Origin of the sequence: Spongiimicrobium sp. 3-5 (genome assembly GCF_046557915.1) — a bacterium.
Taxonomy (GTDB): domain Bacteria; phylum Bacteroidota; class Bacteroidia; order Flavobacteriales; family Flavobacteriaceae; genus JBHEBG01.
This window is the reverse complement of the sequence record NZ_JBHEBG010000001.1, coordinates 1,458,524-1,479,765: the sequence shown is the minus strand read 5'-3', so window position 1 is coordinate 1,479,765 and position 21,242 is coordinate 1,458,524. Positions and strand designations below refer to the sequence as shown.

The 21,242-nt window shown below is 38.8% G+C and carries 16 protein-coding genes; 9 read left to right on the top strand and 7 right to left on the bottom strand.

The window, feature by feature from the left end; translation table 11 throughout:
- Positions 1 to 73 precede the first annotated feature (73 nt).
- From ACEQ81_RS06355 to ACEQ81_RS06340, 4 genes are all read left to right on the top strand, one after another.
- Positions 74 to 1,312, top strand: coding sequence for a 3-deoxy-D-manno-octulosonic acid transferase (locus ACEQ81_RS06355; RefSeq protein WP_411030012.1), 1,239 nt, complete (start codon positions 74 to 76; stop codon positions 1,310 to 1,312).
- A 291-nt stretch (positions 1,313 to 1,603) separates the two neighbouring features.
- Positions 1,604 to 2,935, top strand: a complete 1,332-nt coding sequence (locus ACEQ81_RS06350; RefSeq protein WP_411030011.1) for a sugar porter family MFS transporter — start codon at positions 1,604 to 1,606, stop codon at positions 2,933 to 2,935.
- Positions 2,936 to 3,074: 139 nt separating this feature from the next.
- Positions 3,075 to 3,200, top strand: a complete 126-nt coding sequence (locus ACEQ81_RS06345) for a hypothetical protein (protein ID WP_411030010.1) — start codon at positions 3,075 to 3,077, stop codon at positions 3,198 to 3,200.
- Between the two features lie 345 nt (positions 3,201 to 3,545).
- Positions 3,546 to 3,671, top strand: coding sequence for a hypothetical protein (locus tag ACEQ81_RS06340; protein WP_411030009.1), 126 nt, complete (start codon positions 3,546 to 3,548; stop codon positions 3,669 to 3,671).
- A gap of 150 nt (positions 3,672 to 3,821) precedes the next feature.
- On the opposite strand, the gene ACEQ81_RS06335 is transcribed toward ACEQ81_RS06340, so the two are convergent.
- Positions 3,822 to 4,928: a DNA alkylation repair protein gene (locus ACEQ81_RS06335; protein WP_411030008.1), complete on the bottom strand. Its 1,107-nt coding sequence runs from the start codon at positions 4,926 to 4,928 to the stop codon at positions 3,822 to 3,824.
- A 176-nt stretch (positions 4,929 to 5,104) separates the two neighbouring features.
- On the opposite strand from ACEQ81_RS06335, the gene ACEQ81_RS06330 reads away from it, so the two are divergent.
- Positions 5,105 to 6,043 carry a pyridoxal-phosphate dependent enzyme gene (locus ACEQ81_RS06330; RefSeq protein WP_411030375.1) on the top strand — a complete coding sequence of 313 codons (939 nt, stop codon included), beginning with the start codon at positions 5,105 to 5,107 and terminating at the stop codon, positions 6,041 to 6,043.
- Between the two features lie 233 nt (positions 6,044 to 6,276).
- On the opposite strand, the gene ACEQ81_RS06325 is transcribed toward ACEQ81_RS06330, so the two are convergent.
- From ACEQ81_RS06325 to ACEQ81_RS06305, 5 genes are all read right to left on the bottom strand, one after another.
- Complete coding sequence (locus ACEQ81_RS06325; protein WP_411030007.1) at positions 6,277 to 8,511, bottom strand: DUF5916 domain-containing protein; 2,235 nt, start codon at positions 8,509 to 8,511, stop codon at positions 6,277 to 6,279.
- Between the two features lie 153 nt (positions 8,512 to 8,664).
- Positions 8,665 to 9,480, bottom strand: coding sequence for a LytR/AlgR family response regulator transcription factor (locus tag ACEQ81_RS06320; RefSeq protein WP_411030006.1), 816 nt, complete (start codon positions 9,478 to 9,480; stop codon positions 8,665 to 8,667).
- Positions 9,481 to 9,587: 107 nt separating this feature from the next.
- Complete coding sequence (locus ACEQ81_RS06315) at positions 9,588 to 10,754, bottom strand: efflux RND transporter periplasmic adaptor subunit (protein ID WP_411030005.1); 1,167 nt, start codon at positions 10,752 to 10,754, stop codon at positions 9,588 to 9,590.
- A gap of 4 nt (positions 10,755 to 10,758) precedes the next feature.
- Positions 10,759 to 15,069 (bottom strand): CusA/CzcA family heavy metal efflux RND transporter, encoded by a 4,311-nt coding sequence (locus ACEQ81_RS06310; RefSeq protein WP_411030004.1) that lies wholly within the window; start codon positions 15,067 to 15,069, stop codon positions 10,759 to 10,761.
- Positions 15,070 to 15,160: 91 nt separating this feature from the next.
- The gene (locus ACEQ81_RS06305; RefSeq protein ID WP_411030003.1) at positions 15,161 to 15,523 is read right to left on the bottom strand and encodes a hypothetical protein; all 363 of its coding nucleotides are present in this window, start codon (positions 15,521 to 15,523) and stop codon (positions 15,161 to 15,163) included.
- A gap of 146 nt (positions 15,524 to 15,669) precedes the next feature.
- On the opposite strand from ACEQ81_RS06305, the gene ACEQ81_RS06300 reads away from it, so the two are divergent.
- A complete protein-coding gene (locus ACEQ81_RS06300; protein WP_411030002.1) occupies positions 15,670 to 16,023 on the top strand; it encodes a hypothetical protein in 354 nt (117 codons plus the stop codon).
- 375 nt (positions 16,024 to 16,398) lie between these two features.
- Here the strand turns inward: ACEQ81_RS06300 and ACEQ81_RS06295 are convergent, their stop codons facing one another.
- Complete coding sequence (locus ACEQ81_RS06295; protein WP_411030001.1) at positions 16,399 to 18,780, bottom strand: ABC transporter permease; 2,382 nt, start codon at positions 18,778 to 18,780, stop codon at positions 16,399 to 16,401.
- A gap of 545 nt (positions 18,781 to 19,325) precedes the next feature.
- On the opposite strand from ACEQ81_RS06295, the gene ACEQ81_RS06290 reads away from it, so the two are divergent.
- From ACEQ81_RS06290 to ACEQ81_RS06280, 3 genes are all read left to right on the top strand, one after another.
- Positions 19,326 to 19,532 carry a DUF2892 domain-containing protein gene (locus ACEQ81_RS06290; RefSeq protein ID WP_411030000.1) on the top strand — a complete coding sequence of 69 codons (207 nt, stop codon included), beginning with the start codon at positions 19,326 to 19,328 and terminating at the stop codon, positions 19,530 to 19,532.
- A gap of 81 nt (positions 19,533 to 19,613) precedes the next feature.
- On the top strand, positions 19,614 to 19,760 hold the full coding sequence (locus ACEQ81_RS06285) for a hypothetical protein (RefSeq protein ID WP_411029999.1): 147 nt from the start codon (positions 19,614 to 19,616) through the stop codon (positions 19,758 to 19,760).
- A 553-nt stretch (positions 19,761 to 20,313) separates the two neighbouring features.
- Positions 20,314 to 21,237 (top strand): dihydrodipicolinate synthase family protein, encoded by a 924-nt coding sequence (locus tag ACEQ81_RS06280; protein WP_411029998.1) that lies wholly within the window; start codon positions 20,314 to 20,316, stop codon positions 21,235 to 21,237.
- Positions 21,238 to 21,242: the final 5 nt, after the last annotated feature.

Here is a 21,242-nt window from a genome sequence, read left to right as displayed (position 1 = left end):
TATTACAAAAATATGGAACGGTAGCCAATGAATTTATGTAAAGAAGCGTATTTTAGCCACAAACGATTCCGAAGTGTATTCCATATACAATATAGCCGTACTTGCTTCATCATTGCTACTGAAAATTGTCGCCTTTTTTAACCCTAAGATAAAACTGTTCGTAAGTGGAAGAAAAAGCACCTTTATGACCTTGCAAAATGGTATTTCAGAGAAGGACCGGGTTATTTGGATACACACCGCCTCCCTGGGAGAGTTTGAACAAGGCTTACCGGTAATAGAAAAATTGAAAAGCGACTACCCCGATCATAAAATACTAATCACTTTTTTTTCTCCATCGGGTTATGAAGTAAAAAAGAATACTCCTGTTGCCGATTTGGTATGTTATTTACCTATGGACACCGCAAGTAACGCAAAAAAGTTCCTGAAAATAGTGCGCCCCCGGCTGGCAATTTTTGTAAAATATGAGATTTGGCCCAATTATCTTAGAGCATTAAAGAGGGAAAAAGTCCCTAGCGTCCTTATATCGGCCCTATTTAAAAAAGAGCAAGTCTTCTTCAAATGGTATGGCAATTTTATGCGAAAGGCCCTGGAAACTTTTTCCTATTTTTTTGTGCAGGATGTAAATTCGAAGAAATTATTGGATACCATTGGGGTAACGCGTGTTGGGGTTAGCGGTGATACCCGATTTGATAGGGTATCCGAAATTTTGAACAGGGATAATTCTTTGGAATTTATGGAGCACTTTAAACAAGATCGCCTATGTCTAGTGGCGGGCAGCACCTGGCCCGAAGGGGAATCGTTTTTGGCAGACTACATAAACCATGGCCGCACCAATGCAAAATTTGTAGTTGCTCCGCACGATATTAAGGTCAACCATATAAAAAACCTAAAGGAATCCTTTACCAAGAAAGTTGTTTTATATTCAGATTTGGAACATGCGGATGTATCCGATGCGGATGTCTTAATCATAGATACCATTGGTCTGCTCACCAAAATTTATAGTTATGCGGACATTGCCTATGTTGGTGGTGCCTTTGCCACCGGATTGCACAATACCTTAGAACCTGCAGTTTTTGGAATTCCGGTAATTATAGGACCCAACTACGCAGGATTTAGGGAGGCCGAAGCACTTGTGGCGCAGGGGGGTATCCTAAGCGTTAACAACAAATCCGACTTCAACAAGGTGCTAAACCAATGTATAGAAGATGCTGCATTTAGAAAGTTGACCGGCAAGATCAACGCTGTTCATATTGAGGACAACAAAGGAGCAAGCATCCAAATTATGGCTTACATCCGTACATTATTAAACTGATTTTTCGGATATCTTTATGAAGCCCCTTTTTCCGTATTTTTGTTTGATATGCCTAGTGGTGCTTTTGGTTTCGTGCGGCAAAAAGCATAAAGAGCATCAAGAAATACATGATAACCATTACCCTCTAAAGGAGCGGGTGGTACCCAAGCCACAAGAAAAGGTTCCTCCAAGGGAAATCCAAAATAACAAACCATCGGCTTTAGATACCTTACTTCCTAAATCTGCCGATTCTGATAACCAATCATCCCTGCTTTACTTTTTTTGTTAGATTTGTTGAAACCAACCAGAGCAATGAACAACAAAATTCTGCGAATTTCATTAATTGCGGCCTTGGCCGGATTCCTATTTGGCTTTGATACCGTAGTGATTTCCGGAGCGGATAAAAAGCTACAACTGCTCTGGAATTCTTCCGATGGCTTTCATGGGGTAGTTGTTATGGGTATGGCCCTTTGGGGTACTGTCGTAGGTGCCATCTTTGGAGGCATTCCTACCAATAAGATGGGGCGCAAAAAAACCCTTATATTGATAGGTATCCTATATTCTTTATCTGCCATTGGATCCGCTTTTTCAAATGACCCCGTAACCTTCGCCATATTTAGATTTATAGGCGGCTTGGGGGTAGGCGCCTCCACAATTGCGGCCCCAGCATATATCTCTGAGGTGGCACCCGCAAAAGATCGGGGCAGACTGGTAGGCTTTTATCAATTTATGCTGGTTTTTGGTATTTTAATTGCCTTTCTTTCCAATTACCTGCTAAGTGGTATAGGTGAAAACGATTGGAGATGGATGGTAGGTGTGGAAGCCTTTCCGGCAATTATATACACCCTTTTTGTCTTTACCGTACCCAAGAGCCCTAGATGGCTGTTGACCAAAAACAGAACGGACGAGGCCAAAGAAATTTTAGCTACTATAAATCCCAGCCTAACCATTGAAGGGCTTAAGGCCGATATGGACAATGGCAAAGATGATTCTTTATCTGCGGAAAACATTTTCTCAAAAAAATATAGATTTCCTTTAATTTTGGCTTTTTTGATTGCCTTTTTTAACCAACTTTCTGGCATAAACGCGTTTCTGTACTATGCCCCAAGAATTTTTGAGGAAGCCGGTCTGGGAGAGAGTACCGCCTTACTTAGCAGCATAGGCATTGGGGTAACCAATCTTCTGTTTACGCTATTGGGTATTTTTCTGATAGATCGCTTAGGTAGAAAACAACTCATGTATTTTGGTTCTGTGGGGTATATCATATCCCTATCCTTGGTAGCGGCAGCATTTTTTCTGAACTGGACGGGTATGGCCGTTCCCATATTTCTGTTTTTGTTTATTGCCTCACATGCCATAGGACAAGGAGCGGTTATTTGGGTGTTTATATCCGAAATATTCCCCAATCATTTAAGAAGTTCTGGGCAAGCCTTTGGATCCTCAACGCATTGGGTTTTGGCCGCAATAATTCCATCTCTGGTTCCCCTGCTATTTAGTTGGGTAGGTCCCGGCCCGGTATTCGCTTTTTTTGCTTTTATGATGGTATTGCAATTACTGTTCGTAATGTTTATGATGCCAGAGACCAAAGGATTGTCCTTAGAGGAGCTAAGCAAAAAACTTTCTTTAGGCAAAAAGAGGGTCTAAATTTAGCTTATACCTAATCGGTACAATTTACACTACGGCTAATAAACAAGACATTTTAGCCATTTTTGCTAGAATTCCCAGTGTATGTTTATGACTATTAGGCATTTATTCTTACATTGTAGTAGAAAATTATACGATTATGGAAGAAATTGATTTTGGTACAAGGGTACTGAACGGGTTCCTCAGCGTTATGATTGTGGTGCTTGTGGCTATCCTTGTCGCGGTTGTGGTAAGCCTTATTTTGGCTGCCTTAGGATTCTTTTGAAAAAGAATCTGGCTTCCCCAGAGCTTCAAACATGCAGTACACAATGCGGAAATACCTACATTTCCTTTGCTATATAAAATTTGGATTACCTAAGCCTTTCGTTTCTGAAAGGCTTTTTTTGTTATACCGTTATACGTCTAGATCGATAATTCCATTACGTAAAATGCTTTTTTCCTAAACCACGAATACTACATTTTTTTGGTTTTTATCGATGAAATGCACAAAAAATACGTTTAAACCACAACTTTTGGCACTTTCACAACATTTTAAGGCCCATGCTTTCATTTCATTAGTAACTTGATATTAGAGCAAAAAAGAGTTATGAACCCTTAAAATGAACATGTTATGAATGATCTATCATTTACAAGTGGAATTCTAAACGCAATTCTTTCGTTGGTTGTTTTGGGACTAGATGCAATACTGGTTTTAATAGCCTTTGGTGGCTTACTTGCCATTTTGGGTGTGCTGTGAACAAAACACACATCAAAGTTTACAATGTGCCTTAGGGCCACCTATCTCTTAATCGTTTAAGTTTGGGCGGCCTTAAGTGTAATTGCAAATTGGTTTGGGAGTAGAACATACCGGATTACTATCCGAATCCCGTTCTAAAAACACCCTTTGCTACTGCTGCAGTTCAAAATCTTTCTTTTCTAGTTCCTGTCCATTAATGATAAGTGATACCTGATGTTTTCCAACATGAAATTTTCGGGTACTGATTACCTTAAACGGTTGCTTTCTTGTGATAGGGGTAACTGATTCCTTGGGATAAGCCCTTTCACTTATTTTAAATACTTTTTTAGACAGGGAACCATTGGCCTTTTGGTAGTAGATACCATATTCTAGTCTTAAGATAGTTTCTTTTCCGTTGGTATTGTGCAGATCAAAATCAAATTGAAGCGATTCTCCTATATGCACCTTGGGTGTTATTACTTTAAAACCATCAATCTTTATTTTGGAAAGGGAACCAAACCCAAAGAGCTCCATTAATTCCGGTTCTCCTTGCTTTAACAAAGTTCTGGCAGCATGTTTAACAAGTTTATCCGTTTCTGCCGTTTTTCCCTCCCATTTTTTTATAAGTTTTATGGCCAAAGCAGGATTATCCTTGGAAATATCGTTTAGGTTATTGGCCACACTGCGTCGTACCGATTCCGACTCGTCGTTCTTTAAATTCTCCAAAATAGGAAGTACAGGGCCAGGATCTTCTTTTAATGCAGGTAACGCCATGGCCCAAGGCAAACGAGGCCTACAACCCTCTGACGATAATCTCCTTACACTTGCATGTTTGTGTTTAGACCATAAAAGCATTTGCTTCATCATCCGCTGTTCATATTTTATTATAAAAGGCCTAACGGCAAACTCGCAACTGGTAAACTGTGTAACGCTCTCTAAAGCCTTAACAGATACTTCGTAATACTCCAAACCGTATCGTTCTATAAAATCGGGAAAAAACATGTATTCAAAACTGTCTTCCTTAACCCCATCTACCTGAAGTTGTTGAATAATATCGAGAATAGTGTTTACGTTGGTCTTGTAATCTGGACCCAAATACTCTTTAAGTACCATCGCAATATGCTGCATCCTTGGTTTTAGCTCGCGATACTTCCAATCCTCATCGTAAATATCCGTTAAAAAAGACTTCTCATGAAAATGGGGCAATACTTGCCTTACGGAATATAAGAATCGTTCAAAAAAGGGCCCGTTATATCTATTTTTAAGTAGTTCTGCCATGGTATAAATAGGTGTTAATTGTATTTACACAAAAATATAGCAAAACACTGACAACACTCTGTCAGTAGCAATTTGTAATTTTGTTAAAATCTTACCAAGAATCATCTTACTTTTATAAAAACTCATCAAAAACTAGAAGAATGCCGTCTACAGAACCAACAGTTATGGAGAACAAAATGGACAAGAACAGCCTTATTGAATGCCATCGTAGAATTGCACCGTTTATTCATCTTACACCAGTACTTACCTCAACATTAATAAATGATATGGTAGGGACTACGATTTTTTTTAAATGCGAGAATTTTCAGAAAATGGGAGCGTTTAAAATGAGAGGGGCGGTAAATGCCATAATGCAACTAACCGAACAACAACGTATAAAGGGCGTAGTAACCCATTCCTCTGGTAATTTTGCCCAAGCTCTTTCATTGGCTGCTCAAAGTTTAGGGGTAAACGCATATATCGTAATGCCATTTAATGCGCCCCAAGTAAAAAAAGATGCGGTTAGGGGGTATAACGGGATTATTTCGGAATGCGAACCCAACCTAGCTGCCCGCGAAAGTATGGCCCATCAAATTGTAGAAGAAAAGGGGGCCACTTTTATCCACCCCTCCAACGACAACGATGTTATTTTGGGCCAAGGAACCGCTTGCAAAGAGCTGCTGGAAATTTATCCGGATTTGGATTGCGTATTTTCCCCGGTTGGAGGCGGAGGCCTTATAGCTGGTACCGCCCTTGCGGCCAAGTATTTTGGCAATGACTGTAAAGTAATAGGAGGAGAGCCTTTTGAAGTAGACGATGCCTACCGTTCTTTACAAAGTGGTGTTATTGAAACTAACGCAACAGCGAATACCATAGCGGACGGACTTAAAACACAACTTGGTGATAAGAACTTCCCGATTATACGGCAAAACGTGGAACGGATCATTAGAGTTACCGAACAAGAAATAATACAGGCCATGCAAATCTTATGGGAACGATTGAAAATTGTTTGTGAACCATCTAGTGCAGTTGCACTAGCTGCGTTAATAAAGGAAAAAGAACACTTTTCGGGTCAGAAAATAGGTGTCATTATCTCCGGAGGCAATGTTGACCTGGCAAAGTTGCCTTTTAGGTAATTTGGATAGGACAAAGGTTTTATAGTTAACCTAATGTACAGACTCTTAACGGCCTAGTTTGGTTTTAGTGAAATTGATATTGAAAAACCGGACGGGTATGGCAATGTAAACTCTTTGATGAAAACAAAGCATCTTTGTGTTTTACCAAAGAAAAGCCAAAGAAGATGTGGACATTATTGATGACCTCCTAAAGTCGGTAGCATCCGCCTTAATTATACAGCAGTTTTTAGTGCCTAAAAGAATGTTTGGGAAAATTTAATAGTAAAACCCACATTTTCCGTAAACGGCAATTCAGGGGAAACCCTGGTCCTATCGTTGTTTATATTGTGGTTATATACCACATAGAGGTTAGTTCCCTCTTTGGGAGTATATCTGTACCTAATGTTCCATCCAACTTTATTTTCGCTGGTATCGAATTGAATCAAAGAATTTAAAAAAGAGCTGGAAGAGAAAGCTAATTTTAGTCGGGAAAAATGTAAATCGGCCTTCACACGATTACCTCCTTGCAGTACGTAGGAATCTGGAAATCTGAACCTATTGATGGTGGTACCTATTTCTGCCTGAAAAGTTTTGCTGAAATCATAACTAAAGGTTCCAATAACCGTGGTCTGTTTTCCGCCATAAAACTCACCGAACTCCAATTCTCCCGATAGGGTATAGGGATAAGCATTTCCTGTGGAAAAGGATGGTTGCGCCTTCCAATTAGCGTAGTTTCCTTGAGGTATGGATACATTTTCAGCAAAGTTCCATGGTACAAACAAATGGTCTGTCTGATACATAGGGGCAAACATTCCAAATTCGTGACCTGACGTAAAATCGACGAAAAAGTAAATATTGGTTTGAAAAAATTCTGGTTTTCCGTTTGAAGCAATCCAATATCTTGTTAACCAATTACCCAAAGAAAGTCGTTGCAAAAACGAGTGATTTGTATATGTTTTTCGCCATCCATGATTTAAGGTAACCCTTTTGGTATCTGGTCTTGACAAAAAACCCAGTTCGGGATTAAAATTTTCCGTATACTCCCTAAACCTATACTCTATCCCAAACCCATTGGATTGAAAGGTATTGATAGATGCCCCGTACATAGGTTTCCAATTTCCTTCTTCTTTATCAAAAGTGCTGGCAATGGTAAATTGGGTCTGTACATTATCTTTAATCCTAATATTGGCATCTAGGGCCGTAAGGTAATTGTAATCGTTGTTCGAGATCTTTCCAGTACCTATTATCCCAATATAGGAGCCTTTACTTCCAATTTTTCTTTTAAGCCTTAAAACACTCAAATTTTCCGAAGGTAGATCTTCTGCCTTATTTGTTTGCATAGAAAGCGCTCCGAATTGCCATTTTCTGGTATCACCGGCAAAATTTACGCCGCCAATGATCGGCACAGCTTTTCCTTCGTCTATTCCTATTCGCCTTGAATGAAAAAGGCGATGATCAAATTGATTGGAATTGAATAAGTCCGCATTTTCTAGAAAAAACAACCTTTTTTCGGTTAAAAAAATAGGGAATCGGGTGGTATTAACAATTTTGTCATCTGCTTCTACTTGGGCAAAATCGGTATTCAAGGTTACGTTAAGGGTTTGGTTGGGGTTTGGTTTATACCTAATATCGAGGCCAACATTGCTCAAAAATTTATCCAGCCCTTTATTGCTGCTAAATCCCTTTTCCTCTAATATTTGTGTTGAGCCCTCAAAAGCCGACCCTTCGGAATTAAGCATATTCTCTGTCAAAATACCGCCCTTTACATAAGGAGTAATAAATAATGGTGTTGCTTTGGGTAAATCTTTGAAAACAATCTCCTCTGCATTTTTGTATTGATATATAACAGGTTGTCTCTCGGTATCATTTAAGGGAGAAAGTATTAGTTCGTTTTTATTTTTGTATTTAACCACAGCTTTTATACGCATGGTATTTTCTGACCTTTGAACGTACTTTAATGACGTAAAGGGTATTCTAAACTCCGCACTCCAACCATTTTCCACGATCGAAGTTGAGACATCCCAAAATGCATTCCAAGAGTCATTAATTTCCTCACCGTTTCTACTGACCTCATAATCATATCGGGCGCCGAGTAAATTGGTGCTAAATACCAGGCTGTTGGTATGATCATTATAACTATCGATATGTATTTCTATATAATCATCCCGATTTAGGGAAACATCGCGCTCTAAAACCCTGGCGAACATTTCTGAAGGTTCGTTGTATTTAATGGTAGCACCTACATATATATAGTCTTGATCATACAATACATAAAAAATAGGACGTTCCGTTGCGTTGGCCCCTAAACTTGGCGTAAACTGCTTAAAATTGTTCATTAAGTAGGCGTTTTGCCATTGCACTTCATCTATATTTCCATCCAGTACGATTGGTTCATTTATTTGTGGGATATGAACTTCTGGACGCTGTGAATAACAAAAGTTTATAAAACCAACTAAAACTAAAAAGTAGATCTTTTTGATAGGATACACGGCAAAACAATTATTGGGTTAGCAATTATTACTTGGAATAGAATATTCTCGATTGGCTATTTAGGAGCAACAAATAACCAGCAATAAAAACCCGAAGTCAATAAGAATGCAGTGAACGAACACCTTTTTGATAATGAATGAGACCCTGGCCGTTTAAATGGAAGTGTTTTTTAAAACTTCTCTAAGATCTTTGATGTACGTTCTGCTCACAGGATGTGATTTTCCGTCCTTCATAATGGCATTAATTCCATTCTTGGAGGATTGTTGCACCTCATTTAAGTGATTAATATTTATGATTGCAGAACGATGTATTCTAATAAACTGGGGGTTAGGTAAAGTTTCGATCAAATCCTTTAGTGAGCGCCTTAACAAAAACTGGCCTTGATCAGAATACAGTAACGCATAATAGCCCTCGGCAGAAATCCAGTAAACACTATCAAACTTTAGGAGTATCTTTTTGTTTCCCCGTTTTACCTGAATTGTTGTCGAGGCAATTGTTGCAGTCTCCGACTTGGTTTTATACAATGTAAAATATGCGGAGATCGCCATTAACAAAACGAAGTCGATCAGAGTCCAAAAAATAAAAAAATATTGAAAGACACCATATCTAGATTGGGGTGCATCGATATAGGGACTCAAAAAACTACTATAAAATACAAACCATGCCCAGTGCAGGGCAATAAGCACTATAAAAAACACCACAATGGAGGCGTACCTTAAAAAGCCGTTTTTTGCAATTACTTTTTTTAGTCCTTTCTCAACAATCGGGATGAAAAAATACCAAGGAAGCCATATCATTATTTGCCAAAATAGGACTTCAATAAAATAAACATGGTTTCTGAACGAATCTTCCTTCCAATAGATCAGCGCTGCCATCGACATTGAAAAAAACAGGAGGAATAGGAGAAATACCAGTTTAAATGACCATTTGCCAGAGTACTTTGGGAGATCATTTAGGACATTCTTCATTACGATCCAATAAAAAATTAGATTTTAAAAAATTCGCGAGCTCTAATTTAGATATTTAAATACAATCGAGATAATCCTTGGTGATTCGTTATATAATATACAGCTTATCAATGACCATGACCTTCCATTTCACCAGAGAGTTCCATCCATTTGCCTTTTAGAAAATGTGCTCCTTTGACCACTATACGTTCGTCAAAATTGTAATTTACCATCGACTTTAATTCCACAAAACCGCTATCATCATTCCCTAAGCTCACCTCCACAGGAATAAATTCCTTGTCGCCATGGGTAATGAAGACGTAGTGCTCCCCTTCTCGTTCTATGATTGCCTCTTCGGGTATGGCAAACACTTCTTTTGAACTGGTCAGTATTTGGGCATTGATAAAGGTACCCGCTTTTAATAAGCCTTTTTCATCTTCAAAATGGCCGTGCACATTTACTGTCTTATCACCCTCGTTTACGGCCTGCCCAACCAATTTTATGTACCCATCATATTCCGCGTCTATACCGGAGGGGGTAAATACAAAATCGGTGCCCTTGGTAACTTTGCTAATGTCCGTACCAAAAACCTTCAACTCTGCATGCATATGATCGGTATCGATAATTTCTAGCATTTCTTCATTGGCTGCCAAAAACTTTCCTTGGTTAAGATTATTCTCAACAACAAAACCAGATATGGGTGTTTTTATAAAGATATATTGTTGAATGCCATTCGCTCTTATACTAGCTGGGTTTAACCCTGCCATTTTTAACTGGGAGCTATAGCTTTCCACCAAACTTTGGGCAGACTTATAGCCTCCCTCTGCAATCTGAAACGATTTTTTGGAAGCGATATCATTTTCCAACAGCATTTTTTTGCGATCGTAGTCGGCCTTCTTAACATCGCGTTGGTTTATGGCCTCCAAATAGGAGTATTGTAACTGTATAAAATTGGGGTGCTGCAAGGTAGCCACGGTCTGACCCTTTACCACTTTGTCCCCCGGAAGCAGATCGGTCTGATGAACGAAGGCTTCCAAAGGCGCATAAACGGTTGCCTTGCTTTGCGGGGGCACTTCTATTGTACCTGTAACGTGGATGCGCTCCCTAATATTCCGTTTTGCTATAGAAGCAACCTCAACACCAGCAGATGCCAGTTGAGTATCGTTCAAAAGAATTTTGTCGTGATGGTTCTCCTCTACAACCGCCTCCCCATTTTCTTGGCCTGCCGTATCGCCTTTCTTATTGCCACAACTCAGTAGAACAAGGGATAAGAATAAATATATAAAAGTTTTCATGTTTTCATTTTTTGGTATAAAATTCGTAGTCTATAACTGTTTTATTATAAGTCTGTATCAATGTCAAATAGTTTTGCATTACCTTAAAATAAGTCTCAAAACTCTGGTTGTATTTATAGGCATCTATCTCCCCTGCTTTGTAGGCAATCTTTAACTTTGCGATAAACGCTTTTGCCTTGTCCGCCGTTGGCTCTAGGGCGTGCAATTCTTTTTCCAGTAAGGTAAGTTGTTTTTGAAGGCTATAGAATTCATTTTCCATCGCCAAATACTGATTGGTATTGGTAAGCATCATTTCTTCCCGCACAATTTTTTGTTGTTTAATCTTTGCATTATTGGACCAAAAGGACAATGGAACGTTCAATCCTACCCGAAAACCATTAAAGGAAGGGGCATTCCCTGTCTTTCTTTGAACGATTCCGGCCGATATTTGTGGAAAGTATACCGATTTGGACAAGGCTACTTGTTTCTGGGCCACTAAGGACCGTTGGTCTAGTACTTGTGAAAACTCGCCTAAAATACTATCGTTTTCTATACGTCTTGATAATCTTGCGGGCAAATCGGTCTCCGGTATAATTTCCACATCCAGTTGCAAGAGTTGCTTCAACCTATTTTCTACTGCAAGGTATTGTCTAAAAACACTACTTTTTTGCGATTGAACCGACAAGCTTTGTAGTTGGGTCAAGTCGTTTTCCAAACCACCAATTTCCCCGGATTCGTATAGTTTTTCGGAAATCCCCTTAATTTGATCCGTAGTATTTTGTTGTTCCCTTAGCAAGTTGGTAAGCGCATACAAATAATGCCATTGTTGGTATATTTGCCTTGTTTGTTTGACAAGATTCCTTTGCGATAATTGCTGCTGGGTTTTGGCCAGTTGGTACTGCGCACCCGCCAACTGTTTGCTTTGTATGTGATTTAGAATGGAGCCGAAGTTTTGTACCGCCGCCCATTCTTCTTCATCCGCATTTACCCCGACACCAACATCCTGATGAGTAACCGACAAGGGTTTTAGGGCTACGGCACCTTTCTTTGCCTGTTGCGCTTTTTCTACACTCAATAATGCTTTTTTGTTTACCAGTGATTGCTTCAGTGCCAAATCTACAGCTCCTTTTTCCGATAACAACATTGGTTTTTGTTGCGCTTGGGAAAAAGAGAAGGAGAGTAATAAAACAATAGTGACCGTAACTTTGGTGCTTCTTAACTTAAATTTGCCTTCTTCCAGCAATGCATAAAGAACAGGTAAAATTAGCAAGGTAAGCACGGTGGCCGAAATTAAACCACCTATGACAACGGTAGCCAAAGGTTTTTGAACTTCGGCCCCGGCAGAAGTTGAAATGGCCATAGGCAAGAACCCCAACGATGCCACAGAGGCAGTTAAGACCACAGGACGCAATCTAATGGAGGTGCCTCTTTTTATAATTTCACTTACAGAATCCATTCCTTCTTTTTTAAGTCTATTGAACTCGGCTATTAAAACAATTCCGTTTAGCACCGCCACTCCAAACAGGGCGATAAATCCAACCCCAGCCGAAATGGAGAAGGGCATATCGCGAATCCACAAGGCAAAAATTCCTCCTATGGCCGACATCGGAATTGCGGTAAAGATGAGCGCGCTTTGCTTAACCGATTTAAAAGTGAAGTACAACAGCATAAATATAAGGAGCAGTGCCACAGGTACTGCAATACCCAGCCTGGAACGGGCCTCTTCCAAGTTTTTAAAGGTTCCGCCATAGGTAACATAATACCCTGAATTAAATTGGATGTTAGCAGCTATCTTACGTTGCAACTCTGCTACAATACCGGCTACGTCCCTACCCCGAACATTGAATCCTACAGTGATGCGCCTTTTGGCATCATCGCGTTGAATTTGGTTGGGGCCGGTTTTAAAATCTACACGGGCCACATTGGTCAATGGTATTTGCACACCTCGGGGTGTAGTGATATACAGTTTTTTAATATCTGCTATACTCTCCCTATTTCCATGATCTAGGCGTACTACCAGATCAAACCGTTTTTCGCCTTCATACACAGAACCTGCGCGCTGCCCTGCAAATGCCGTGTTTACCGCTGTATTGACCTCCTCAATGTTTAAACCGTACAAGGCCAACTGACTCCGGTCATAATCGATAACAATTTGTTTTAAACCGGTAATTTCCTCCACATAGAGGTCTTCTGCACCTTCAATGGTCTGCGCCAAAGCCCCTATACGGTTTCCGTAAGTAACGAGCTGGTCTAGATCTTCTCCATACACCTTAACCACCACATCTTGCCTGGCACCAGTCATAAGTTCATTAAACCGCATTTGGATAGGTTGTTGAAAGCCAAAAGTTACCCCAACGGTATTTTGTTCTAAAAACATTTGCATTTTTTCTGCGAGTTCATCTTTGGAGTCGGCTTTGGTCCAAACATCCGGCTCACTCAAGACCACTATCATATCAGCTGCTTCAATGGGCATGGGGTCTGTAGGAATTTCGGATGAACCTATCTTGCCAACTACCTCCCTTACCTCATTTGGAAACTCTTTCATCAATAGTTTGGAAGCGTCATTGACCGCATCTATAGTATGGGAAACGGAACTGCCAGTGGAAACCCTGGTTTCTATGGCAAAATCTCCCTCATCCAGGGATGGGATAAATTCCGAACCCATCTGTGTAAAGGTAAATAGGCTCATTGCAAATACTAGCAGGGAAACCAGCACCATTTTTTTTCTGTTGCGCAATACAGTTTCCAAAATGGGCGTATAGACATTTTGCAGTTTTTCCATAATCCTGTCCGAAAGGGTCCGCTTATTATTCATGGTCTTTTTAAGGCAGAGTGCACTCATCATAGGCACATAGGTAAGCGAAAGGATAAATGCCCCGAGAATAGCAAAACTTACTGTAGTGGCCATAGGCCTAAACATTTTTCCTTCTATGCCCACCAATGCCAAAATTGGCAAGTACACTATAAGGATTATTATTTCACCAAAAGCGGCACTTGTACGTATTTTTGAAGCGGAAGTATATACCTGCTCGTCCATCTGTTGTTGGCTAAGCTGCGTTCCAGATTTTTTAAGGCCCAAGTAATGTAAGGTAGCCTCTACGATGATTACAGACCCATCTACGATAATACCAAAATCTATGGCACCTAAACTCATTAGGTTACCAGAGACACCAAATACTTTCATAAGGCTAATGGCAAACAGCATGGCCAAAGGGATAACTGAAGCCACAATTAGGCCTGCCCTTAAATTCCCAAGTAGTATAACCAGTATAAATAAAACAATAAGGGCCCCTTCTATTAAATTGGTGGTAACCGTACCTATGGCTTTCTTCACCAGTTTGGTTCTATCCAAAAAAGGTCTAATGGCTACGCCCTCGGGTAAGTTTTGCTGTATCTGAGCTACACGCTTGGTAACGTTGGCGATAACTTTGGAGGAGTTGGCACCTTTTAACATCATTACTACGGCTCCTACCACCTCTCCTTCCCCATTACGGGTCATAGCGCCATATCTGACAGCACTGCCCAATTGTACCGTGCCTATATCTTTTATTAAAATAGGCGTACCCTCCCTGGTATTTTTAATTACTATGTTCGTGATATCCTCCGGTGTTTGAATAAGCCCCTGTGAACGTATAAAATAAGCCTTAGGATTCTTGTCGATATAGGCGCCCCCAGTGTTCTGGTTGTTTACCGCCAAGGCCTGGAACACTTCGTTTACACTTACATCCAAGCTCAGCATACGCTCCGGATTAACGGCTACTTCGTATTGTTTTAAAAAACCGCCGAAGCTACTTACATCGGCCACCCCTTCAATGCCCAATAATTGTCTTCTTACGATCCAATCCTGAATAGAGCGGAGTTCCATGGCCGAATATTTGTCTTCATAACCCTCCTTGGCATAGAGGGTATATTGATAAATTTCTCCCAGACCCGTAGTAACCGGAGCCATTTCCGGCGTGCCGATGTTTGCCGGGATCTGGTTTTTAGCAGCCACCAAGCGCTCACCAATTTGTTGCCGGGCCCAATAAATGTCTATCTGATCCTTAAAAACCACGGTCACCACACTTAGGCCGAAACGAGAGAAGGAACGTATTTCCTCAATATTGGGAATGCTTGACATGGTGATCTCTAAAGGAAAAGTTACCAAACGTTCTATGTCCTGGGCCGATTGCGAGGGTGCAGATGTAATAATTTGCACTTGATTATTGGTAATATCAGGAACAGCATCAATAGGAAGTTCCTGCATAGAATAGATTCCCCAACCTACCAAGGCCAATACCATGGTGCCTACAATCAATTTATTCTTAATCGAAAATTTTATAATACGATCTAACATTTTAATGATTCATTCAGTTAAACATGTATGCAATAATGTGTGAAGTATTTTTTGAGAGAAACATCAAAAATTAATCACATATAATAGTAGTCTACTCTTGAGAAAATATGCTGAACAAACCCTTGGGCGGTTGAAAAACCTCATCCAAATAAGAAGAACAGTAGGTGGCTTCATAAAAATTGCACCGTTTGGCCTTATCCAAAATTGCTTTGGGCCGTTCAGAAACCGCCACAGATTTTAAAAAAGCACCTGTGATATGAATATCCATGCAATGATGATGGTGTTCGCTTTTGTTATCATGCCCCTTATCTCCTGTGTGGTTTTGAGTATGGGTAGGGGTATCCGAAAGAAAATGGTGTGGTTCGGCTTTTTCATAAACCACAACATCTGCATGCACCTGTAACGGAGGTAGAAGCAAAACAAGGGTCAATATAAAAATACCTATGTGTTTCAAAAATAAATTTTGACAAAGATAAAGTTAAAAAACATGCAACACCGTTGCATTTTATCATAAAAAGTACAATAAAAGGCGACTTTTTTGTAGCACCATTACTTTGATTATATCTCATCTTTGGCCTATAATAATTTAAACTTAAAATCATGAGATTTATAACCAAGAGAATACACGCTTTTTTAGATTATCCAGTTGCCATTGCCTTAATAGTGCTTCCTTTTTTACTGGGCTTGGGCAGCTCCAATCCGCTTGCAATGGAGCTTTCAGTAGTAACCGGAATTGCAGCATTTATTTTGACTTTATTAACCGACCATCACTTAGGTGCATTTCGGGTAATTTCTTATCAAATTCATTTGATTGTTGATTTTTTGGTCGCCATCGTATTTCTTATGGCTCCCTTTATTTTTTCGTTCGAAGGAATTGATGCATATTACTATTGGGTTAATGGTATTGCCGTACTTTCAGTAGTAAGCATGCACAAACCAGAGTTGGCCGTATAATCTTAACACTAGAAATTTTTACGGATAATAAAACTATATGTCTCTTTTATGGGGACTCTTAGAGTATATCAATTAGACGATATTGAAGAAAAATATGGTTTTTGCTCAATTTTAATTTACCAATGGGAGCGGCAAAATGTTGTGTTTTGCTGTTCCCGGGTGTAAAAATCTACTTTTTGTCTTTTGACTGTCGACTATGCAGGCATTTTGGATAAAAGCAATGAAACGAGAATATTGAATTTGTCATTAAAATAAGTTGTTGTACCTAATTCTAGACGTTGGTAATAGTACACTTAAGACAACAGCCAGTGGAATTGGATAAACTCATAACCTAACTAAATTATTATGGTTTCGAAAAATCACTGTTTTATGGGGCTATTCCGTTCGTAAACTTGTCACAGGGTTTGCCAATGCCGCTTTTATGGCTCGAAAACCTGTAGTACCCATAGTAATCAACAAAGCTAAAACTGTAGCCATTACAAATACTTCAACCCCAATATTTGTTCTATATGTAAAACCTTCAATCCAACCATTCATAAAATAGTAAGTGAGCGGCCATGAGAAGATACTGGCAACAAATAGTAGCACAATAAATTCGCTAATCAACTGAAAAGTAACATTACCCACAGAAGCGCCAAGTACCTTTCTAATTCCAATTTCTTTTGATTTTCGTTCTGCCGAGAAAGACACAAGTCCAAAAGTGCCAAGACAGGCAAGGATTATGGCTAGAACCGTGAAAATGGTAAATACCTCAGTAAATTTTTTCTCCGTTTGGTACTGCTCCGCTACATCTTCATCCACAAAGGAGTAAGAAAAATCCCTGTCGGTTACAAACTTTGAATAAACCGATTCAATATGCTTAAGGGTTAAAGGTATATTTTGAGCATCAACTTTTATATACGCCCAGTTTAAGTAGGTAGAAGACATAATAAAAATAATCGGAGGGATTTTTCTGTGTAGAGATTCAAAATGAAAATCTTTTACAATGCCCACTACATTAAATTTTTGATCATCAAGCTCTACCCATTTACCAACTGGGTCATTCCAACCCAACTGGGAAACGGCGGCCTCATTGAGAATTATTGAGGTGTTTATATCTGAAGAGAATTCTCTGGAAAAATCCCGGCCTTTAGTAATTTCAGCTTCCACAGTTCCCAAAAAATCGTAATCAACTCCAATAATTTTCATTGATTTTCTTGCCTCTTCGTCAACAGGCACACCTTCTGCTTTATATGGCGTGCTATTACTTATCCAACCGGGCATTCTCATATTAGAAACCCCGGTCTTAAGAATTGCCGTGTTGGTTAAAAGTTCATCAGTGAATGCAGCTAGGTGAGATCTGTCCATAGTTTGGAGAGGTACCGCTACAAGTAATTCTTTACTAATTCCCAACTCTTTATTTTTTAGAAAGTTGAGTTGCTTAAAAACAATGGACGTGGAGGCTATTAACCCAATTGAGATTACAAATTGTAAAACTACCAGTCCTTTCCGGAGTAGCAAACCGGTTTTTTTTGTTGACTGACCACCTTTTAGCGTATTTATTGGCTTAAATGCTGAAAGAATGAATGATGGATAAGCTCCTGAAAATAACGTTACCACTGTTAACGACGCTAACAATGCTAACAACACCGTTGCATCGAACAAGACAGTTCTTGGTATTTCTTTTCCGGCAAACTGATTAAATACTGGTAGCAATAAAAAAGCTAAGCCGAAAGCAATAAGAATTGCTATAGATGTCATGATAAACGATTCGCTCAAAAACTGACCAACCAGATTCATCTTATTAGCACCCAGAGCTTTTCGCATACCTACTTCTTTGGCCCGTCGTACTGATCGAGCCGTGGTCAGGTTCATATAATTCACACAAGCAATAACTAAAATGAAAATGGCTATGACAGAAAAAATGTATATATGATTAATATTCCCATTGATTTCAATCTCAGTTCCGTTATTTGATTTTAGGTGAATATCTAACAAGGGTTGCAGAAACAGCTTAAAATTTTCTGAAGTAAATGGTGGTAAATGATAGTCAATAAAATCTGGAAACATGGATTCCATCTTTGAGGGCATGGCCCCTTCCTCCATTTTAATGTATACATATTGAGAGTCCCAACCCACACTGGTAAACATTACCTCCGGAGAAATTTGTCTTGCTGTTTGACCGGATATCAAAAAATCAAAGTGAAAGTGGGAATTTGAAGGCATATCTTCCATAATTCCACTAACCTGTAATTGCAATGTACCATCTTCAAGATTGAGTACCTTACCCATGGGCTCTTCATTGCCAAAATACTTCTCAGCGGTAGATTCAGAAATGATTACTTTATTAGACCCTTTTAATCCCTCATTAGGGTTGCCAGAAATTAATGGAAAAGAAAAAACCTTGAAAAAATTCTCATCCGCTACAGCAATCCTCTCCTCGTTAAACTTTTTATTATTATAGGTAACAATTCCAGGCCTTCCAGCTATTCGAACCAACTGTTCAATTTCACCAAAATTGGTCTTTAACCTCTCCGCCGTAGGCCATGAATTAGTAGAATATGGCTCCCATACCCCCTGCCTCATGTAGGCGGCGGCCACACGATAAATTCTATCTCCATCCTTATGAAAATTGTCATAGCTTAGCTCGTCTTTAATAAATAGAGAAATTAAAAGACAACAGACAAAACCCAACACCAGTCCAAAAATATTTATAAAACTGTATCCCCCTTCTTTTTTGAATACTCGGAAAGCGATTTTTAGATAGTTTTTTAGCATGATTCTCTATTGTTGAGTGATAATAACTTCCAAAAGGCAATTCCCTTTTAAAACTCTGAAGGAATTGTGCAATTCCTAGTAACTATATGTGTGCCATTTTTTCAACTATCTGAATATCATGCTCTTATATAGTTGTTGGATGAAATCGATTTTAAAAACTGTAAAATATCTGTACAGAAGGTGTCCAATATTTATACGCTATTCTGGCAAGATTAAATAAGAGGTTTATTCTTTCCCATAGTTCTATATCAGCGCTTAATAGCTGTTCTACTTAATCCAAATCAACTTAATTTGTATGTTTTTAAATGTATTCCACTAATTTCTCACCTATAAAAAAGCTGAGACCAAAACCTCGGCTTTCTCCTTGTTGTACAAGCGGAGAACGTTCTATTTACCGATAACAAATACCCTAAAATTAAATGTAGTTATGTAACCAAGGTTACTTAAGGGTTTGTTTATGTGTGGTAGTTTTGAAGAACCATCTAAAAGATATAATGCTGGTTTTAATTGGTATTACTCAATTAGGCCTTTTAAACGAAAATATTATGAAAAAAAATATGAGTGGTCTGGACCGTGTAGCAAGATTGATCTTTGCCGTAGTTGTAGTAATGTTATATTACTTCCATGTAGTTGAAGGAGCGTTGGCCTATGTATTGATGACATTGGCCGGAATATTTATCCTAACAAGTTTTGTGGGCTTTTGTCCTTTATATACTCTTTTTAAAATAGATAACGTTAAGAAGAAGAAATAGTTTTTGGTGGATTGTTTGAGAAATATCATGTTTTATAAGTATTAAGCCAAGTAAATTTGATTTTAATAAAATTGAAAAAAGATGAAAATACTTCAGATAATTTCATTGGTTTCTTGGGAAAACGGTATTTGGATGATCGGTGTTTTTGCAGTGGTCGTCATCGCTTTGGTAGGCGCAGTTTTAGGATTGATGAGTAGTGGAAAAAAAGAAGGTCAAAAAGAACCTTAACCCCCACATTCCCAAAATTTCCGGCAGGCCATATTAAAGATAATTGTCTTAAAATACAGGTCATCAAATTGATGGTTTAATTTCCTTCGTTAGAATTTTTTTAAACCCTGGCCTTGGCATGTTTCCAACTCGTTTTGATCTCATAAATTAGGGTACTTTTTACAAACAGTTGCCTGAGTAGATATATTTTACAAATGTGGCATAACCCTATTTATTGACTGGATTTAGGTTTCCTCCAATTTTCATCAATAATATGTCCAGTTAACTCGCTACATTAAAGATGTAGATGTTCGTGAAGTGCCAAAGTTAAGTCTCTAGAATCTCGACCTCATAAAACGGTCGTTTTATTGAACTGATTAATCACAAGTTTTATTAGTCTTAAGAAGATATTAGGAGTTTGACTAACTATGCTTGATTTTAATTTTGTGACCCAGGCTCTAAATGATTGGAGCAAATCGCAGTATTTAATGGATTTCCATTTTTTTTGCACTTTTTTAGGTTCATGTTTAAAAATTTGTATATTTGTCTTTATGTACGACATAAAGATGTGTTAATGAATTTTAAAAAACTGATTTCGGCGTCTTATACGCCATTTAAAAAATCTGATCTAAGCTTGGATTTAGAAAAAGTTGAAACTTTGTATAACAACCTTCTTAAAAATGGGGTGAAGGGGACAATGATCTGTGGCACAACCGGGGAAGGATACTCACTATCCGCAAAGGAACGTAAGATTTTGGCTGCGGAGTGGAGTTCTGTGATTTCCGATGATTTTGATCTCATGATACATGTCGGTCACAATTCAGTGGTTGACATTAAAGAATTAGTTGAGAGTGCAGTTAGTTTAAATTCCGCCGCAGTAGTCTTGTCCCCTCCCCTATTTTATAAACCATTGGATATTGAAAATCTTATTGATTTTTTGACCGTATGTATTGAAGGGCATCCAGAAACCGATTTTTACTATTACCATATACCCTCCATGACAGGGGTAGAATTTCCCATGATTCAGTTTCTTCAACAATTAAAGGAAAAGGATGTCAATATCAAGGGAATCAAATATACACATGAGGATTTAGACGAGTATTCCAAATGTCTGGACTATCAAAACACTTCCTTCGACATGATTTTTGGAAGAGACGAGCTTCTCTTAAATGCATTGCCCTTAGGGGCAAAATCTGCCCTGGGAAGCACCTATAATTTTATGTCTCCCATTTATTTGAAAATGATTGATCTGTTTGAGAATGGGAAATTCGCGGAGGCCGAAAAAATACATTTGGAAGTGAACAAGATTATAGATGTCATGGTCGAATTTGGTGGTGGGGTTATCGCCGGCAAAGCCATGATGAACCTTATTGGGTTAGATTGTGGGCCAACACGTCTTCCATTAAGAACTCTTAATGTACAAAGCATCGAAAATTTAAAATCAAATCTTGAGAAAACGAAATTCTATGAGTATAAGAACAAACAACTAATAACTTAAAACTA

What these genes read in the sequence shown, in the direction of transcription:
- ACEQ81_RS06350 (WP_411030011.1), top strand. Translation starts at nt 1,604, where the DNA reads ATGAACAACAAAATTCTGCGAATTTCATTAATTGCGGCCTTGGCCGGA.
- ACEQ81_RS06345 (WP_411030010.1), top strand. Translation starts at nt 3,075, where the DNA reads ATGGAAGAAATTGATTTTGGTACAAGGGTACTGAACGGGTTCCTCAGC.
- ACEQ81_RS06340 (WP_411030009.1), top strand. Translation starts at nt 3,546, where the DNA reads ATGAATGATCTATCATTTACAAGTGGAATTCTAAACGCAATTCTTTCG.
- ACEQ81_RS06335 (WP_411030008.1), bottom strand. Translation starts at nt 4,928, where the DNA reads ATGGCAGAACTACTTAAAAATAGATATAACGGGCCCTTTTTTGAACGA.
- ACEQ81_RS06330 (WP_411030375.1), top strand. Translation starts at nt 5,105, where the DNA reads ATGGACAAGAACAGCCTTATTGAATGCCATCGTAGAATTGCACCGTTT.
- ACEQ81_RS06320 (WP_411030006.1), bottom strand. Translation starts at nt 9,480, where the DNA reads ATGAAGAATGTCCTAAATGATCTCCCAAAGTACTCTGGCAAATGGTCA.
- ACEQ81_RS06315 (WP_411030005.1), bottom strand. Translation starts at nt 10,754, where the DNA reads ATGAAAACTTTTATATATTTATTCTTATCCCTTGTTCTACTGAGTTGT.
- ACEQ81_RS06310 (WP_411030004.1), bottom strand. Translation starts at nt 15,069, where the DNA reads ATGTTAGATCGTATTATAAAATTTTCGATTAAGAATAAATTGATTGTA.
- ACEQ81_RS06300 (WP_411030002.1), top strand. Translation starts at nt 15,670, where the DNA reads ATGAGATTTATAACCAAGAGAATACACGCTTTTTTAGATTATCCAGTT.
- ACEQ81_RS06295 (WP_411030001.1), bottom strand. Translation starts at nt 18,780, where the DNA reads ATGCTAAAAAACTATCTAAAAATCGCTTTCCGAGTATTCAAAAAAGAA.
- ACEQ81_RS06290 (WP_411030000.1), top strand. Translation starts at nt 19,326, where the DNA reads ATGAAAAAAAATATGAGTGGTCTGGACCGTGTAGCAAGATTGATCTTT.
- ACEQ81_RS06285 (WP_411029999.1), top strand. Translation starts at nt 19,614, where the DNA reads ATGAAAATACTTCAGATAATTTCATTGGTTTCTTGGGAAAACGGTATT.
- ACEQ81_RS06280 (WP_411029998.1), top strand. Translation starts at nt 20,314, where the DNA reads ATGAATTTTAAAAAACTGATTTCGGCGTCTTATACGCCATTTAAAAAA.